Annotated in this window: 17 protein-coding genes and 1 pseudogene; 8 read left to right on the top strand and 10 right to left on the bottom strand. The window is 46.1% G+C overall.

What is annotated here, in order from left to right; translation table 11 throughout:
* The first annotated feature begins 4 nt into the window (after positions 1 to 4).
* The 6 genes and pseudogenes from PaeBR_RS16860 to PaeBR_RS16835 all read left to right on the top strand — a co-directional run.
* Positions 5 to 280 carry a hypothetical protein gene (locus PaeBR_RS16860; RefSeq protein WP_410511698.1) on the top strand — a complete coding sequence of 92 codons (276 nt, stop codon included), beginning with the start codon at positions 5 to 7 and terminating at the stop codon, positions 278 to 280.
* Between the two features lie 123 nt (positions 281 to 403).
* Entirely contained in the window at positions 404 to 838 is a 435-nt protein-coding gene (locus tag PaeBR_RS16855; RefSeq protein WP_410511697.1) for a VanZ family protein, read from the top strand.
* 21 nt (positions 839 to 859) lie between these two features.
* Positions 860 to 1,168, top strand: a complete 309-nt coding sequence (locus PaeBR_RS16850; protein ID WP_410511696.1) for a DUF4362 domain-containing protein — start codon at positions 860 to 862, stop codon at positions 1,166 to 1,168.
* A 286-nt stretch (positions 1,169 to 1,454) separates the two neighbouring features.
* Positions 1,455 to 1,700, top strand: coding sequence for a hypothetical protein (locus PaeBR_RS16845; RefSeq protein WP_410511695.1), 246 nt, complete (start codon positions 1,455 to 1,457; stop codon positions 1,698 to 1,700).
* A 479-nt stretch (positions 1,701 to 2,179) separates the two neighbouring features.
* Positions 2,180 to 3,052 (top strand): VOC family protein, encoded by an 873-nt coding sequence (locus tag PaeBR_RS16840; RefSeq protein ID WP_410511694.1) that lies wholly within the window; start codon positions 2,180 to 2,182, stop codon positions 3,050 to 3,052.
* A gap of 30 nt (positions 3,053 to 3,082) precedes the next feature.
* Positions 3,083 to 3,181: pseudogene (locus PaeBR_RS16835) on the top strand (oxidoreductase); the annotation flags it as partial.
* A 63-nt stretch (positions 3,182 to 3,244) separates the two neighbouring features.
* On the opposite strand, the gene PaeBR_RS16830 reads toward PaeBR_RS16835, so the two are convergent.
* From PaeBR_RS16830 to PaeBR_RS16815, 4 genes are all read right to left on the bottom strand, one after another.
* Positions 3,245 to 7,324, bottom strand: coding sequence for a sulfite reductase subunit alpha (locus PaeBR_RS16830; RefSeq protein ID WP_410511693.1), 4,080 nt, complete (start codon positions 7,322 to 7,324; stop codon positions 3,245 to 3,247).
* 46 nt (positions 7,325 to 7,370) lie between these two features.
* Positions 7,371 to 8,603, bottom strand: a complete 1,233-nt coding sequence (locus PaeBR_RS16825; protein ID WP_410511692.1) for a nitrate/nitrite transporter — start codon at positions 8,601 to 8,603, stop codon at positions 7,371 to 7,373.
* Position 8,604: 1 nt separating this feature from the next.
* A complete protein-coding gene (locus PaeBR_RS16820; protein WP_410511691.1) occupies positions 8,605 to 8,862 on the bottom strand; it encodes a hypothetical protein in 258 nt (85 codons plus the stop codon).
* 177 nt (positions 8,863 to 9,039) lie between these two features.
* Positions 9,040 to 9,789 carry an MBL fold metallo-hydrolase gene (locus PaeBR_RS16815; protein WP_410511690.1) on the bottom strand — a complete coding sequence of 250 codons (750 nt, stop codon included), beginning with the start codon at positions 9,787 to 9,789 and terminating at the stop codon, positions 9,040 to 9,042.
* Between the two features lie 150 nt (positions 9,790 to 9,939).
* Here PaeBR_RS16815 and PaeBR_RS16810 point away from each other — a divergent pair, with 150 nt between their 5' ends.
* Both PaeBR_RS16810 and PaeBR_RS16805 read left to right on the top strand, forming a co-directional pair.
* The gene (locus tag PaeBR_RS16810) at positions 9,940 to 10,467 is read left to right on the top strand and encodes a GNAT family N-acetyltransferase (RefSeq protein WP_410511689.1); all 528 of its coding nucleotides are present in this window, start codon (positions 9,940 to 9,942) and stop codon (positions 10,465 to 10,467) included.
* 203 nt (positions 10,468 to 10,670) lie between these two features.
* A complete protein-coding gene (locus tag PaeBR_RS16805) occupies positions 10,671 to 11,528 on the top strand; it encodes a DegV family protein (protein WP_410511688.1) in 858 nt (285 codons plus the stop codon).
* Positions 11,529 to 11,609: 81 nt separating this feature from the next.
* Here PaeBR_RS16805 and PaeBR_RS16800 read toward each other — a convergent pair whose 3' ends face one another.
* From PaeBR_RS16800 to PaeBR_RS16775, 6 genes are all read right to left on the bottom strand, one after another.
* Complete coding sequence (locus tag PaeBR_RS16800; RefSeq protein WP_410511687.1) at positions 11,610 to 12,032, bottom strand: threonine/serine exporter family protein; 423 nt, start codon at positions 12,030 to 12,032, stop codon at positions 11,610 to 11,612.
* A gap of 28 nt (positions 12,033 to 12,060) precedes the next feature.
* Entirely contained in the window at positions 12,061 to 12,828 is a 768-nt protein-coding gene (locus PaeBR_RS16795) for a threonine/serine exporter family protein (RefSeq protein ID WP_410511686.1), read from the bottom strand.
* A gap of 369 nt (positions 12,829 to 13,197) precedes the next feature.
* On the bottom strand, positions 13,198 to 14,043 hold the full coding sequence (locus PaeBR_RS16790) for a lipase family protein (protein ID WP_410511685.1): 846 nt from the start codon (positions 14,041 to 14,043) through the stop codon (positions 13,198 to 13,200).
* Between the two features lie 32 nt (positions 14,044 to 14,075).
* A complete protein-coding gene (locus PaeBR_RS16785) occupies positions 14,076 to 14,909 on the bottom strand; it encodes a lipase family protein (RefSeq protein ID WP_410511684.1) in 834 nt (277 codons plus the stop codon).
* A 175-nt stretch (positions 14,910 to 15,084) separates the two neighbouring features.
* Positions 15,085 to 16,329, bottom strand: a complete 1,245-nt coding sequence (locus PaeBR_RS16780; RefSeq protein ID WP_410511683.1) for a DNA polymerase IV — start codon at positions 16,327 to 16,329, stop codon at positions 15,085 to 15,087.
* Complete coding sequence (locus PaeBR_RS16775) at positions 16,326 to 16,703, bottom strand: hypothetical protein (protein ID WP_410511682.1); 378 nt, start codon at positions 16,701 to 16,703, stop codon at positions 16,326 to 16,328. Before PaeBR_RS16775 ends, PaeBR_RS16780 begins: the two co-directional genes overlap by 4 nt.
* Between the last annotated feature and the right edge of the window lie 38 nt (positions 16,704 to 16,741).

The raw sequence follows: 16,741 nt of genomic DNA, 5'->3' as shown, positions 1-16,741 counted from the left end.
GTACGTGTATCGGGGGAACCAAGGGGAAGGAAGCCGGAAGCTGATCCTTGCGATGGAACAGCGCCAGTGGAGGTTTAAGGAGCAACTGGGTTCCGGTTATATTTTTGAGGATAGAAACAACAGAACTGCCATCGTGGAGAGCCAAATGTGGACCCGGAAATATGTGTTGTTCCAAGTCCCTGCTGAACTTGCTTCTTCGGGGGCAGCAGAAGTAAACGACACTTCTTCTAAGCCTCTGCGACCGGTCATCACGATTCTGGTGAATATACTGGACTTCTGAAAGATCAGATATAGTTCTGATCTTTTTTTGCATATGCTGGAACAGCAGGAATTAGTGGATTAATATTGAATGGATAGAGAAGCGAAAAAAGTTATGAAGTGAATATTAAAGGAGTTAACCTAGATGTTTGATAAGGCATATTTCAATAACCGGAACTTGAATATCCTATTTTTGATGATGGGCATAGTCTATGTTTTATTCATGATCAAATTACTCTTTTTAAGACCTCATTTTGGGTATTCTTACAATCTGGTACCGATGAAAACCATTAAGCAATACATAATACACCGAGAACATTTTAATTTTGACACCTGGGTAAAGAACTTATTTGGAAATATTGTATTGTTTATTCCTATGGGATTATTCATGCCCGTACTTAACCAAAGATTAGGGAAGATCTTTATCTTTATTGGAGCAGCAGCGGCAATCTTATTTTTAGTAGAACTTGTTCAACTGTTGACACGGGTAGGTAGTTTTGATGTGGATGACATTATATTAAATACTTTGGGTGCTGTGATTGGGTTCTTTTTTACAAGGCTTGTTTTAAATGGAAGATAATTAGAGAAGGGGGGGTCCGCTTTGATAAAGCCATTTATACTGTTACTTTGTGCTCTAGCTGTTACAGGGTGCAATTCCTATTCTTTGGAAGATGCCAAAAAGAATGGGGATATTATTACAGGACCTCCGGGTGAAATAAACCCTGACAAAATAGATGGATTTATGAAGGATGTAGAAAACGGTCAAAAAAATAAAATAAGAATTACCAGCTACACCATTGAAGGAGAGCCAATATTAAATGATCTTTATTATAGGCTCTATCTCAAAATCAGTTCTTGCTTTCCAGCCGAAAACCGCGCACGGTTACCTCCCTTCCTATGCCCGCTTTAACATGCGTCTGGTTTCCGGTACAACACCTCGCCGTGCAAGGGAAAGAGCCTGTGAGATGGAGATATGACAGAATGAAAGGGAAAATCTCCCTCTAATTTTGTTCGATTCCTTGTTATTTTGAAAATAGAGGGAATTCCTCCCTCTAAAGCACCCCAGGAGGTCCTAACCGGGGAAATTTGAGGGAGTAATGCCCTATAATTACTGAAATCTCCTGCTGTGAGCAAAAATAGAGGGACTTTTTCCCTTTGTTTTTGCTCGCAGAACATTTCAAGTACTGATTTTGGTGTTGAGCCTTATTATAAGGGCGAAATTATCCAATACACCTATGATAACTCAAGGGATAAGCTATGGTGGAAATCATAAAGGAAAGTCTAAGACGGAATGCAGCAAAATTGAGAAAAGAGAAGTCGCAGGGAAGGGTGATTTTATTAGTGTGGGTTATTATTTAACCGGATGTAAAAAGATGATCGGAGCCTATGATGCAGATAAGGAAGAGATTTATGTGATGTCCAAGCTGACAAAAGCACAATAACTCAGTGGGAATAAACAAACATAGCTGCCTGTGTGTTCTGATAACAACGTATAAAGAAAGGAGAACCTAAAGATGGGAGATAAAACCTTCATACAAAAATGTACTTATTGTGGGAGTGAGAACATTGGGGTTGGGTACCAAATAGGTGGAGCATCCATGCTCATAGACAAGTCAGGATTTAGAGGAAGCAAGATTGTACATGAAATATGTACGGAATGCGGAAGTGTACTGCATAGTAAAGTTAGTCATCCTGAAAATTTTAACCGACGATCTTAGTTTACATCATCATCATTTATCATGCCCGGCTGCAACTTGGCCAGGCTTTTTTTATGCCGGTAATTGACAAACTTATGGATGGTTACTATAATAAGTATAGTTAATATGTAACCGACATTGTTACAACGAGAATGCCCAAGATGCAAGGTGTAAAGACTAACATTATGTAGATATATCTGGTTTGCATAAAAGGAGGAGATTGTATGACTGCAACAGCAGCACTGCATCAAGATGTCGAGATTGGCCTTGTGCAGCTTAGAGTAAGCAATCTGGAGCGTTCACTTGATTTTTACCAGAATGTCGTGGGGCTGAGTATTCTGCGGCAGGCTGGACGTGAGGCGGAGATGACTGCGGACGGTCAGAATGTCCTGCTGATTCTGCGGGAAATTGAGAATGCCAAGGTGCTGCGCCGTAATTCGGCTGCCGGTCTCTATCATTTTGCCATCCTTGTTCCGGACCGTCCGAGCCTGGGGCTGGTGCTTCGCAACCTGATTTCCTCCGGGATTCATGTCGGGCAGGGCGATCATCTGGTGAGTGAAGCGCTGTACATTCAGGACCCGGATAATAACGGGATTGAGCTGTACCGCGACCGTCCAAAGGACACGTGGAAAAAGGATGCCGAAGGCAACTATATCATGACTACCGACCCGGTTGATGTGGATGGGCTGCTGGCTGCTTCGGAAGATTTGCCGTGGAAAGGACTGCCTGCGGGTACCGTTATCGGGCATGTTCATTTTCACGTAGGGGATCTGGGCAAGGCCAGAGAGTTTTATATGGATGTGCTGGGCTTTGAGCTCACGGCTTACTATGGAGATGCGGCTATGTTCATTTCGGCTGGTGGGTACCATCATCACATCGGTCTTAATATTTGGGCGGGGCAAGGCGCTCCGGCGGCCCCTGCTGATGCGGCGGGTATTGATTATTTTACCCTTTTGCTGCCAAGTGAAGAGGAACGTACTGCCGTGGTAGAGCGTGTACGCCAGGCGGGATATACAGTTGATGAAACGGACGGTGTACCTGCGTTCAAAGATCCATGGAACATCGGAATCAGGCTGATTGTGACAAAACCACAATAATAGGGGAGGATTTATTATGAAAGTCGCAGTAGCTATGTCACCTACGCAGACTATGCTATTGCCATTATTGACGAGGTCGAGAATCCGCTGCATATCCGCGAGCGGTTTACCGTGGCTTCCGAATCCTGATCGCTGGTCAGGCAGAGCCGGACTTGACCGGCTTTGCCTTTTTTTATTATAGTTTCACGGTTCCTAATACACATCGCGTACATATCGCTTAGCTTTTGACATTTCTTTTACATACTCCTCTACTTCTATCGTACTCATTCCGCTGTGCTGTTGAATGATTTGCTTAAGCGCAGTGTCGACTTCTTTGGCCATCCTATTGGCATCTCCACAAACATAAAAGTGAGCGCCTTCCTCGATCCATGACCACATTTCAGCTCCCTGTTCGAGCATTCGGTGCTGGACATAGATTTTTTCGTGCTGATCGCGTGAAAAGGCGGTATCCAAACGATGCAAAAAGCCTTCTTTCTGCATGTCCTCCAGCTCTTCCCTGAAATAGAAATCGCTATCTGCCCGCTGTTCTCCGAATATCAACCAATTCCTGCCTTTGGCATTGGTGGCTTGACGTTCCTGAAGAAAACCGCGGAAAGGACCCACCCCGGTTCCTGGTCCAACCATGATCATTGGCATATCCGGATTGGCCGGTGGACGAAAATGGGCAGACTTTTGAATGAAGATTGGAATGTCCGAATGATGCATGGCCTGATCTGCAAGGAATGTGGAGCACACCCCTTTTCGGGTTTTCCCCTTGTATTCATAACGCACGGTTGATACTGTTACATGGACTTCATCCGGATAGGTTTTCGGGCTGGATGAAATGGAATAGAACCGGGGCTGCAGGGCTTTTAGGACCCGGATAAATTCATCGGCGTCTGCAGTGATGGAGAACTCCTGAAGTAAATCCACAAGCTGACGTCCCCACAGCCAGTTCTGCAGTTTGTTTTTATTATGCTTCGTTAGCAGCTCACCTAACATGACGCTGTTCGATCGCTCATAAACGAGCTGCAGCATCCCCGGAGTTATACGGGTAATCTCAAAATGCCGCAGCAATGCCTCTCTTAGGGGTATTTGTCCATGATCTTTTACCGTTACTGGAATGGAAGGATCCAGTTGAATCGCATCTAAAATCTCTGTAACAAGCTCCGGGCAATTGATCGGCCAAACGCCAAGGGCGTCACCGGATTCATATTGCAGACCGCTATTTTTGAGATTGAACACATAATGGCGTGTTTCCTTCTCGGAGCTCTCTTTATTCAGCAGACGGTTGGTAAGGATACGTGTATGAAGCGGGTTTTCCCGGTCATACCTGTTTTTTTTTGAGGTGCCCATGTACTCGTTCAATGACCCTTCAATGGCATTCATCCACGCTTCGACCTGCTCCTCAAAGTCGGTATCGCAATCATAACAATCAAGGAGGCGCTGTGCGCCGAGCTGTTCCAGCCGGGCATCCAGGCTGCGTCCAAAGCCGCAAAATGAATCGAAATTGGAATCCCCGAAGGCAAGGACGGCATAGTGAAGGCCGGAGAGAGAAAGTGTATTGTCAGTTTTCAGTCCCTGCCAAAAGTATTCCCCGTTATCGGGAGGGTCGCCAGCCCCGAATGTACTCGTCACGAATAAAACAAGCCGTTCCCGGGAGAGGTCCTCTATTGGATATTCATTCATATTGACGAGTCGGGCATCATGACCCAAGGCTTGCAGCTTTTTGGCACAGTCGTAGGCCGCATCTTCCGCATTTCCGGTTTGCGAGGCCCAAATAAGGGTGATCGGGGCTTTGGTTTCTCTCTCCATTTGCGGCGAAGATGCAGTGATTTCTGCGGTGGCTGTTCCGGGCAGATAAGTGCGGGAGAACAGCCCGGCCAGCAGGCCATCCAGCCAAATACGTTTGGCCGGTTCAAGAGGTGCGGTAGGAGGCAGGACCGGAATGCCGGGAGATTGCTGTGATTCCTTGGTGCGCAAACTGGTTAGGAGTCCGGAAACATATATTTTTTCGTGATCGTTCAGCGTCAATGGCGGAGATGATTCAATTCCAAGTATGTTGGCGAGCGTATCCATTTGCGCCATGTACACGTCCTCCTTCTGTATACTAGCAACTTCGACTGTATGAATAGGGACTTGAACTTCTGCCCGGGCAAGCGAGATCGAGCAGAACTTAATTTCGGGTTGAAATGATATTGGATCGACCGCATCGCTCGTGACGTCGTTAATCGCAAGATTTTCACCAAAAACATCATTCCAGTGAAAGGGGGTGAAGCAATTGCCGGGACGCACCCTGTCGGTGACCAGCGCTGGCAGAATAGCCAGGCCTCGCCGCGATCGCACCTCAACCGGATCTTGGTCTTGTAGGCCAAGCCTGGCGGCATCTTCGGCATGAATTTCGATGAAAGGACCTGGATTTAGCTTATTTAGCTTTGAAATTTTCCCTGTCTTGGTCATCGTATGCCATTGATGCTGTAAACGGCCGGTGTTCAGTACCAAAGGATATTCGCTGTCGGGCATTTCTTCAGGGGGCAGATACGGACGTGCCAGGAACATGGCCTTTCCGCTTTCTGTCGGGAATACAATCCGCGGGCTGCTGCCCTCTGCATCCACTATAAGCGTCTGGCTAATACCATTATTCAAATAGCGGATGGGATTGCGCACCTCACTCCCTGGAGCGCAGGGCCATTGAATAGGCGTTTCGCGCAAGCGCTCGTAGGAAGCCCCACGAATGTCATAACCGCTTTTAGGATTCCAGGCCTGCTGGATTTCCCGGTAGACTTCCGACGAGGTTCCGTAGGAAAAAGCAGCGGAGAAGCCCATCTCGCAAGCAACTCGGGCGATGATCTGCCAATCGGGCAGCGCTTCTCCAGGGGCATCAACGGCTTTCTGCATCAATGTCAGGTTGCGTTCGGAGTTAATCATAATCCCTTCGCTTTCTGACCATAGAGCTCCGGGTAACATGATATCCGCATATCGGTTCGTCTCCGTATCGAAAAATGCATCCTGTGTAATGATCAATTCGGCTTTTTGTAAGCCTGTGATAACATTTTTACGATTGGGAACGGAAGCAACCGGGTTGGTGCAAATGATCCAGCATGCTTTAATATCTCCGCTTTGCATACTCTCGAACATGGATATTGTGCCAGTTCCTACGTCAGTCCGCAGCGTGCCTGGAGGCAGGTTCCATAGGTCCTCGATAAACATGCGATCGGCTTCGACGAATACGGAACGCTGTCCGGGTAAGCCGGGCCCCATATAACCCATTTCCCGTCCGCCCATGGCATTGGGTTGACCGGTGAGCGAGAAGGGGCCGCTGCCGGGGCGGCATATGGTGCCAGTGGCTAAATGCAGATTGCAGAGGGCATTGGTATGCCAAGTGCCGTGCGTGCTTTGATTGAGACCCATGGTCCAGCAGGACATCCACTCTGGCGATTCGCCGATCCAAAGTGCGGCTTGGCGAATATCTGCTTCGGCGATCCCTGTGATTTCGGCCACCTTATCTGGAGGATAATCCTCCAGAAAGGCAGCCATGTGCTCCCAACCGGAAGTGAATTCAGCGATAAAGTCCGGGTCTGTGCAGCCGTTTTTGACTAATAAATGTAAAATTCCATTCAGCAGGGCGAGATCGGTACCGGGCTTGATTTGCAAATAGAGTGTGGCTTTATCTGCGGTAGTGTTGCGGCGCGGGTCCACGACAATCAGCTTGGCTCCCGCTTTGACCCGATCCATAACCCGCAGGAACAGAATCGGATGACAATCAGCCATATTGGCGCCGATGACAAAAAATAGATTCGTCTGATCTATATCCTGATAAGAACCAGGGGGGCCATCGGATCCAAGCGAAAGCTTGTAGCCGCTGCCGGCACTCGCCATACACAAGCGTGAATTGGATTCAATATTGTTCGTACGGATAAAGCCTTTAGCTAGCTTGTTGATTAGGTACTGCGCCTCCAATGACATTTGACCCGACACGTAAAAGGACAGGGCATCTGGGCCATGCTTATCAAGGATGGCGCGCAGTCTTTTGGCGGTCTCGGAGATGGTTTCATCCATGCCCATTCTAACCGGTTGGTCCCTTCGAGAGGGACGGCTGTACGCATATTCCATTCGCCCGGATTCTGTGATGGCTTCAGCGCAAGTGTTTCCTTTGGTGCACAATCTGCCGAAATTGGCAGGGTGCTCTTTATCCCCTGTGACTTTGACCACGCGGTTACCGGACACTTCAAGCACAATTCCGCAGCCAACACCACAATAAGGGCAGACACTTTTCACTTTTTTTGTTGTCATGTTGTTCACCGCCTTGGAAGTGCTTAAGCACAGATTAAGTTTTTTTCTAGAAATTAACTCCGGATTCCGCTTTAGCCCAAGACTTTCTCCAGGAGCGTGTTACCGCGTAGAAAATGAGTGTCGTTACTAAAACGATGGAACCCACCACAAGAAATCCGGTAACATGAGAGCCTGTCGATTCTTTTAAAGGACCCAGTATATATTTAGGTAGTAAATATCCTCCCAAACCGCCTGCAGCACCGACAATGCCAGTAATTACACCGATTTCCTTTGAGAAACGTTGAGGTACGATTTGGAATACCGAGCCATTTCCCATACCCAGGCAGGCCATCATAACACTTGTATACAGAAGCATAACCAGGAAGGAGCCGGGCATTGTAGCTATTGCAAACGCACATATTGTAATCACACTGTACAAAATACCCAGGAATCGCATTCCGCCAATCTTATCAGCAATCCACCCTCCGACAGGTCTAAAGAAACTGCCAGCGATGACTGTAATAGTAACCAGGTATCCTACTTGTACTTTGGTAATACCGCCTGGGTTGGCAGCATCGCCATACACATCATAGAAGAAAATGCTGAAGTAGCTGGCAAATCCGACAAAACCGCCAAATGTAATCGCGTAGAAAATGGAGAACCACCATGTATCAGCAAATTTGAATACACTGAGATAATCCTTCATGGTTTTAGGAGCAGGCGCATTCGGGGCATCCTTGACTAAAATCGCATAAATAATAATGACAATGACCAAAGGTATAATCGCGATTCCAAACACATTGTGCCATCCATAAGCTTGCGCTAACTGAGGTCCGAAAAATGTAGCTAGCGCAGTACCGCTGTTCCCTGCTCCGGCAATTCCCATCGCCAGACCTTGATATTCTGGAGGATACCAGCGGCTGGCCAAGGAAAGCGATACAGCAAAGCTCGCGCCAGCAAAACCGAGCAAGAATCCGATCGATTGAACTTGAAGCAAGCTGGTCCCGCCGAGCCAACCCCAGAGAAGAGGAATAACGCTAAGCGACATCCCGATAAGGCCTGCTTTTTTACAGCCTATACGGTCCGCCAATATCCCCATGGGTATACGGAAAAAGGAACCGCCCAGAATGGGGATTGCTACCATAGTAGCTTTCTGAGTATCGGACAAACCGAAATCTTTGGTAATGTAGAGGGATAAAGCTCCGCAAAACACCCAAATCATAAAGCTCACATCAAAATACAGAAAAGCTGACAACAAACTTGGAAAGTGACCTGATTTACGAAATCCTTTTGCTTCCATTTTAAAAATCCCCCTTTAATAGTTGAACCGCATGATTTTTTTTCGCAATTGCATTCCGATTTCTCCGTAAACCCTCCATTTCTTCTCTAAATTTGGATAAAAAAGGCCGACTAACAGAACCCGCATTTTCATACGGATTAAGTAAATCGGCCCCATTGCCATTTGCAGCCACGCCCTCGTGACTGACTTTTTTAAGTTTGGTATTAAAAATCATTAAGCCTAGTTGTGCATAAAGATGCATATTGCTCAGTGAGGACACATCATTGTGTCGTTGAGCCAATGAATCTTATCTGTTACTATAAATAGCTTTTGAATTTGTGTCAATAAACATAACGTAAAAATTTAAAATAAATGATTATTATTAATTATAAAGCGTTTTTATGCGATTTTGTGTTATATAACCTAACATAGTTAGGGTAGAAAGCAATTGACGAAACTAGCCGTTAGCCAATTCAATAATACGGCGGTTGGCGTCTCCGCGGTACAGCCCCCCGTGATAGCAAATGACATTATCGATTTTATAATCAATGAACTTGGTGAGTGAGCGGAGTGCTGTGTTCATATCGGGCGTTGCCGTACTGTCGGGTCCTTGCAGTTCACCATTCAGGACGGTTAGCGCATCCGCGGCTATGAGGGTCCGGCTCTCATGATGATACAGACTTAGATGTCCCGGGCTATGACCGGGCGTGTGAATAACCGTAATTCCCCCGGCAAAAGGAAGCATGTCCCCGTCTGCAATCGTATGATCGACTCTTCCTTTTGGAGGATGGGCCAGCACATGCAGAAAAGCCCGCCGCCATTCCTCCGGCACATGGGCCGGGATCATAGCTTCGGCTGCAGCTAATGCGTCCGGTGTATGCTTAAGCAGCATTTTTTCCCCTTGAATATAAGGCTTCTCGATTTCATGGGCCAGAACGGTAAGCTTTGAATCCCCTTCTGTCAGGAAGGAGGGCAGGCTCCCGATGTGATCCAGGTCCTGATGGGTTATAATAATAGTGTGCAGCTTGGACCAGGGAACGGCGGCTTCCTGCAGAGCATCCTTAAATGTAGGCAGCAGGCCGGGATATCCGGTATCTACCAATACAGCCGTTTCCTCATCCCATAGCAGGGTAGGGTAAATGGTTTCGCTTCCGCCCATAACCTGTACGGAAATCTCCAGCATTTCTATTCCTTTGGCAATATGCATTGTATCCCTCCGTTATTGTGTAATAAGAGCGATTCCGTGAGACTAATGCATATCATACTTAAATTGATAGGATTGCGCAACTCTAAAATATTATATTATAACACAAATAAATATTTTTGTCAATACATAATTATAGTGGAGGAATTAAGGATGAGCAATGTAATTGCAAGCGGTTTGTTATTTACCGAAGTCGGGGAAGAACATTTGGTGGAAGTGCTGGACATATATAATTACTACGTGCTGAATACTACGGTTTCCTTTCATACGGAGCCCTTATCCCTTTCGGACATGCGACAATCCGTTCTGAACGGGGATGAAAGGTTTAAATCTTATGTTATACTGCAAGGCGGTGAGATGCAGGGCTATGTGCTGATTGCCAGACATAAGAACAAGCAGGCCTACGATACCTCCGGAGAGATCACAGTGTATTTGAAACCGGGCTGCACGGGTAAAGGAATAGGGGAGAGAGCGCTGAGTTTTATTGAAAAGAGGGCTGCTGAGCTGGAGTTTCATGTGCTTGTGGCTACCGTATGCTCGGAGAATGAGCGCAGCCGTCAGCTTTTTCAGAGGAACGGATATGAACAGAGTGCCTATTTCAAGGAAATTGGCAGCAAGTTCGGCAGAAGGCTGGACATCGCCAGCTATCAAAAAATCATTGGGAATACTGGACTGTCATAACATAAAACGGCCCCTGTTTCATAGGTATATTTGTCATATAGAATGCGTTGAAATGTCGGAAAAAATTCGCAAGAAAGCCCCGTTTTCCGTGTATTGGCGCTGTTTTTCAGGTATACTTTATGAGAATGTGGAAGCCTAATGAAGACGGTTGGTCTCTCCACTCATTCAACTATTTTTCCTCACGAAAGAGAGAAGTGACCTTTATGAAACCAATCGCTTGGGTAACGGACAGCACCAGTACACTAGATCCCGAATTTGCTAAAAATAACCATGTGTACATTGTGCCTCTCCGACTCATTGTCAACGACGAGAGCTATAAAGAAAATATAGAAATTACGCCGGAGCAATTCTATGATAAAATGCGTCAGCATGAGAATGTGAGCAGCTCACAGCCGCCCATTGGCGAGTTTATCGAATTGTACGAACAGCTGAAGGGGCAATACGAGGAAATTATCGCCGTGCACTGCTCGTCAGAGCTTAGCGGTACGTTCAGCACCTCCTTGCAGGCTGCTGATATCGCCGAGGCCAATGTCGTTGGAATTGACTCCAAGGTCGGCGCGTATCCGATTCGGGAAATGATTATGCGGGGAATTCATTGGCAGAATATGGGCTTTTCTGTACGTGAGATCAAAGAGAAGATTGAGAATATCATTCAGAATATGTCCTTTTACTTAATTCCTGGCAGCCTGGCACATCTTCACCGCGGTGGACGGTTATCCGGCTCTCAGCTGGTTCTGAGCCAACTGCTGCGTATACATCTGCTGCTGCGTTTTGACGAAGGCAAGGTCATTGTGGATGAGAAAATCCGTACCTTTAAGAAGACCAAGCAGAAGCTGCTGGATATTCTGAAGAAGGATCTGGAGCTGATCAAAGAAGTGTGCATTATGCATGCCAACAATATGGAAGAAGCCCTGAAGCTGGAAGGGGAAATCAAAGACATGGCTCCTGCCTTACGGACTGAGATTATGACCTTCGTACCTGTAGCAGGTATCCATGCGGGGGAAGGCACGTTGGCGTTGGCCTGGATCAAGAACAACCCTATAAACAGCATACTCGCCTAGTTAAAAATGTCCGCCCGTCAAGGATCTGTAAATCCTTAGACGGCGGACATTTTTTGTACAAGACTTCTCTTGGGGAAGTCTTTATTTGTTTTTCCGGCGAAACATTTGACCCAGCACTTCACTCAGCACAAGTCCTGTAGCGATAGCGCCGGAGAGCAATAAAGCCTGTGTGCCGATCTGTACAGCCTCAATATAGTCATTCTCTACGAACTTCCGCATGGCATCATAAGCCAGACCACCCGGGACAAGCGGAATAATACCGCCAACACTGAAAATAATAACAGGCATCTTGAAGGAACGGGCAAAAATCTGGCTGATGACACCCACTACTACCGTGGCCCCGAAGGTAGCGATCACAGTCTCCCATTCCCGATCAAGCTGCAGATATACCATCCAGCCCACCATGCCGGCAATTCCACATTGCAGCAATACACGCTTGGGCGCATTGAACAGGATACAGAACGTGGCAGCGGCGATAAAACTGGTTACAAGTTGCAAAATCATGAACTACTAACCTCTTTCACATAGGTGATTAAAAAAGTGACAGTACAAGCCCGATGCCTGTTCCAATCGCAAACGCAGTCAGAAAAGCGTCAGCCCCCTTGGATAGGCCGGAGACCAGATGGCCGGCCATTAAATCACGGACCGCATTGGTGATCAGCAGTCCCGGCACCAGCGGCATTACAGAGCCGATAATGATTTTATCCATTTCCTGTCCTATGCCATACTTAACGGAAAAAAAGGCGAGAAGTCCAATCAGGAAGGAGGCGGTGAATTCCGCGAAGAACCGGATTTGGACGAGACGATGCAGATAGATCACAGCTGCATACCCGAGCCCGGAAATAAGCAGCGCCGGGAGGGAATCCCACAAGCTTCCTTTAAACATTACCGTGAAGCAGGCACCTGTCAGGGCAGCCGCGACAATTTGCATCCACTCCGGATAGGCATGCGCAGCATCATCCACCACGCCCAGACGCTCGCGGGCTTCAGCCGCCGTTATTTGGCGTTCACTGAGGCGGCGGGAGATATCGTTGACCTCCGATACCTTCTGCAAATCCGTCGTCCGCTCGGCGATCCGGAACAGCTTGGCCGGTTCGGTTCTGCTGGTGGTGAACATAATGACGGTTGGTGTTACGTAGCTATGCGCTCCCGGGAATCCGAGAGAGGCAGCCATCCGCGTCATCGTATCCTCCACACGATAGGTTTCCGCGCCGCTTTGCAGCATGATTTTGCCGGCCAGCAGGCATAGGTCGATAATTTCAAGTGTAGAAGTATTGCTGTTGTAGCCGGTGCTGTCCAACTTCTTTCGATCCTCCCCTGGAATGTTATATCTTTCGATTGTCGCCTCATTGCCTGAAAATATCAACCCTTATCCCGTTAATTAATAAATAAAAAAGCTCGAACACGAAATGGAGTCTCTTATGAAACAGTATCTGGAGGTGGCTGTCAAAAGCACGGGATCGTGCCCTAAATGCCGATATTGTCAACATGTATCCCGAGCTGTTTGAATGATACATCGTTCAACCTGTTAGAAGGCCTAGAAGGGTTCTCTCTAGACCTTCTTCATTCACCATGCCTAGCATATGTCAATGTTGAATCGTCAGTTATACCTCCATCGTTTCAGAGTAACCCACCCGGTCAACGTTAGGATCATCCATCTGATGGTAGCTTATTCTTCGTCTTCTTCCTCCGCTCTGCATATTCCTATAAACGGAACACATAATCCCGTATCGGGACAAAATCCTGGGTTTTCATCACATAATGCTTTGGTGAAATCAGGATTCTGTTGGCTGAGGTATTTAAAATAGCAGACAATCTCATGATTGCGAACAGGTAAACTATTCAGCTGGAAAGAGAGCGGAACTTTCGTGTCTACATGCCGATAGAATAATCCTTTCTTTGTAAACGGAGGCGGATACGCTTGAGCCGGTAAAGTCGGAATAATGTCATGGACATTGGAAATACGAAAACTGTTCTTTACTGCTTGGTTGAACCGGGAAGCAAAGACAGGGTCTGCGACACGTGGACTGCCATATGTATACACGACAGGATTCTTAAACGGGGTGTTAACTGCAACATCCAATGCAGCTAATACGGCTAAAGCCCCTCCTAAACTGTGGCCTGCAACCAATAGTCTTTTTGTTGTAGAAAGCTCGTTTAATTCTCTGATCAATTCATTTCTTGCCGATTGATAAATACATGTAAATCCGCGATGGGTCATTCCTGCATTTCTGACATATGGATAAGTAACCTGATATAAGTCTTGGTCTGACTCATTGTCCTTAAATGTTCGGGTTCCTCTAAAAACTACAATGATTTTATCTTGTGACTCTGCAATAAAACCAAATACTTCCTCTTCCGGCTCCTCAACACCGGCAAGAGCATGAATGGTAAATCGAAGGTTAAAGCCTTTTGGCAAGATCAGCGGTCTCTGTTCAAAAAGTTGATATGACTGAAAGATCATGGCCGCAAGCAATATTGCATCTTCAGTGTTAAAAACGCTTGAGATTTTCATAGATGCAGCTCCTCGTATAGTAATTCTTGCATTCAAGGCAGACATCCTTGAAAAGGAACGCACATTTCGGTATTGGGACAAAAACCTGGATTTTCATCGCATAACGCTTTGGCAAAAAGAAGATTCTTTTTGCTGAGGGTTTTAAAGTAGCAGGCAATCCCATCATTACGCGGCGTATTATTCAGTTGAAAAGAGATCGGAACCTTTGATCTTACATGCTGATAGGTTAATCCTTTCTTTGTAAACGGAGGTGGATACTTTTGAGCCGGGAAAGTAGGAAAAGAGTCATGAATATTAACAATTCGAACACTATTGTTGACCTCTTTGTTGAATCGGAAAGCAAAGTCTGGGTCTCCAACACGCGGACTGCCGTAAGTATAAACGAAGGGATTCTTAAACTTGGTGTTTACTGCAATATCTAAAGCCGCTAACGTGGCCAAAGCTCCGCCGTAGTTGTGACCGGTAATAAACAGCCTTTTTGTTGCAGGCAGCTTATTTAATTCTCTGATGAATTGGTTTCTTGTTGATCGATAAAGACATGTAAAACCACGCGAGGTTTTCCCCCCATTTCTAACAAAAGGATACCGTACCTGAAATATGTCATAGGATGCTAAAAGATCCTTAGGATATGCAGCGTATCCTCTAAACGCTATAATGATTTGATCTTGTGACTCGGCAATAAAACCGAATACTAATTCCGTAGGATCCTCTACGTCAGCAAATGCATGAATGGTATATCGAAGCTTAAATCCTCTTGGCAAGATAAGCTTTCCCTCTAAGAAAAATGGATATGTCTGATAGCTCATAGCCGCAAGTAATATTGCCGTTTTACTATTAAAAAAATTCTTTTTGTAAGCAAAACCCATATAAACAATTCCTTTCTATATACCCAAGTTTGGCTTAAAAATATTTAATGTGGTCTGTGCCTCTTGAATGGAAGTACCCCGAAGTCGGCTTACCTCCATTATGAGTATATGCCTAGATAAATGAATTTGTGCTTCCACATGCGCTTTGGCTGCCACAATTACCAATGACTTGGCCTCATTTATAATGCCCTCCAATTTTTTGCGCTCGATCCCGCGCTTGGCCTGAGACTTTTAAAGAAGAGGCCCTCATAATCGCGGTATTTCCATATTTCTCTTTGATTCGATCAGTGGTTCTTTCTAATGCTAACTTTGCCTCGCGGTCATTAAATAAAGTTAGTTGATATTCCTGATCGCTTACAAGTTGACTTAGTGTGACCCCAATTTTCCGGATGGGCAACCCATCCCAGTGCCGTTTAAATAGTTGTTTCGCAGCATTGAAAATATCATCGGTGAGATTCGTTGGATCAGGCAATTTCATTTGTCTGTGAAAGCCCGAAGGGTGATCAAAATCGGCTCCCTGACAGCCTACCGAGACCACCGAGCCCATATAGCTTTTCGTTCGGGTTCGCTGACCAATTAACTCGGAGAGTTCTAACAGGGGAACTGTAATGTCGTCAAACTCCCGATAATCAAACGGCAGGGTCATCTGATGGCCGATTGCTTTTTGCAGATCATGTGTAGCTGGGGTTACCGGAGAGTTGTCCTTACCGTTGGCAATAAGCCATAGTACTTCACCATTAACTCCCCACTTGGATCTTAATTTTGCCAAGGGAGTTTGGGCTAACTGACCAATTGTATAAATCCCCATGTTCGTTAAATGCCGGTGCATCCGTGACCCCACCATGAACATTTGATCAATCGGTAGCGGCCAAAGCACCTCTTGCAGTTCTTCCGCAGGTAAGTGGAAAATACCCGAAGGATTGCGTTTTGCAAAATTATCACAAGCCATTTTGGATAGCACTTTATTTTCGCTGATCCCAATTCGTATACGAACTCCCGTTTCCTTCATGACTTTATCCTGAATACTTTTGGCAATTTGATTGGGCTCACCCAAAAGTCGCAAACTCCCTGTGACGTCCAAATGCTGTTCATCGATGCTGTACGGTTCTACCAAGTCAGTGTAGGATTGATAAATTTCGGTAATTTGCAAGGATACTTGGATGTATTGTTCCATGCGTGGACGAATGACCACTAGATCAGGGCACTTTGCAAGTGCTTCTCCAAGCCGTTCTGCAGTAGTAACACCGAATTTTTTAGCAAGGGGACACGCAGCAAGAATAATTCCGGATCTGCGTGCTGGGTCCCCTGCAACAACAACAGGTTTATCAGCATATTCAGGGTGGGCTACTTTCTCAACGCTCGCGTAAAACGACTGACAATCAGCTAACATCACAATTCGACTTTTGTTATCCCCTTTCATAGGCTGCTCCTTAAATCGGTATTTAGATATTTACTTAAATACTTATGAAGCTCCGCTTTCACCAGCCCCCAAAGCATAGAGAACCTGTGATGATAGCCCCTGCACAAATAATGGGCCTCAATGCATAACTCGGTACGCTGCTGCTCATACACTTTTATTCCTCTGCTACGCATTTTTTTTCGAATCATTGTAACGTCAGAAGTAATGAGGTCTTGTGCGGACCTTAAGACTTTTACATAAATAACGTCCATCTTTAACTTCACTGTCCCCAATGTTTTAATATCTCTTTCCAAAACATCAAGAAGAATAGGGAGTAAGATGTATTCCTTGACCAATTGGAGGTCTCCCTCAGTCTCCAAGGGCGCTTGTGTCATACAATCAGCCTCCCAGCAGCACAGTGGGCTTTTTGAAA

This window comes from Paenibacillus sp. BR2-3 (genome assembly GCF_046529485.1).
In the GTDB taxonomy this organism is placed as follows: domain Bacteria; phylum Bacillota; class Bacilli; order Paenibacillales; family Paenibacillaceae; genus Paenibacillus_AQ.
Note: the sequence above shows the minus strand (reverse complement) of the source record. Positions and strands in the feature narration are given on the sequence as shown.

Coding starts and splice junctions, on each gene's coding strand:
- PaeBR_RS16855 (WP_410511697.1), top strand. CDS start 404: ATGTTTGATAAGGCATATTTCAATAACCGGAACTTGAATATCCTATTT.
- PaeBR_RS16840 (WP_410511694.1), top strand. CDS start 2,180: ATGACTGCAACAGCAGCACTGCATCAAGATGTCGAGATTGGCCTTGTG.
- PaeBR_RS16830 (WP_410511693.1), bottom strand. CDS start 7,324: ATGACAACAAAAAAAGTGAAAAGTGTCTGCCCTTATTGTGGTGTTGGC.
- PaeBR_RS16825 (WP_410511692.1), bottom strand. CDS start 8,603: ATGGAAGCAAAAGGATTTCGTAAATCAGGTCACTTTCCAAGTTTGTTG.
- PaeBR_RS16815 (WP_410511690.1), bottom strand. CDS start 9,789: ATGCATATTGCCAAAGGAATAGAAATGCTGGAGATTTCCGTACAGGTT.
- PaeBR_RS16810 (WP_410511689.1), top strand. CDS start 9,940: ATGAGCAATGTAATTGCAAGCGGTTTGTTATTTACCGAAGTCGGGGAA.
- PaeBR_RS16805 (WP_410511688.1), top strand. CDS start 10,671: ATGAAACCAATCGCTTGGGTAACGGACAGCACCAGTACACTAGATCCC.
- PaeBR_RS16800 (WP_410511687.1), bottom strand. CDS start 12,032: ATGATTTTGCAACTTGTAACCAGTTTTATCGCCGCTGCCACGTTCTGT.
- PaeBR_RS16790 (WP_410511685.1), bottom strand. CDS start 14,043: ATGAAAATCTCAAGCGTTTTTAACACTGAAGATGCAATATTGCTTGCG.
- PaeBR_RS16785 (WP_410511684.1), bottom strand. CDS start 14,909: ATGGGTTTTGCTTACAAAAAGAATTTTTTTAATAGTAAAACGGCAATA.
- PaeBR_RS16780 (WP_410511683.1), bottom strand. CDS start 16,329: ATGAAAGGGGATAACAAAAGTCGAATTGTGATGTTAGCTGATTGTCAG.
- PaeBR_RS16775 (WP_410511682.1), bottom strand. CDS start 16,703: ATGACACAAGCGCCCTTGGAGACTGAGGGAGACCTCCAATTGGTCAAG.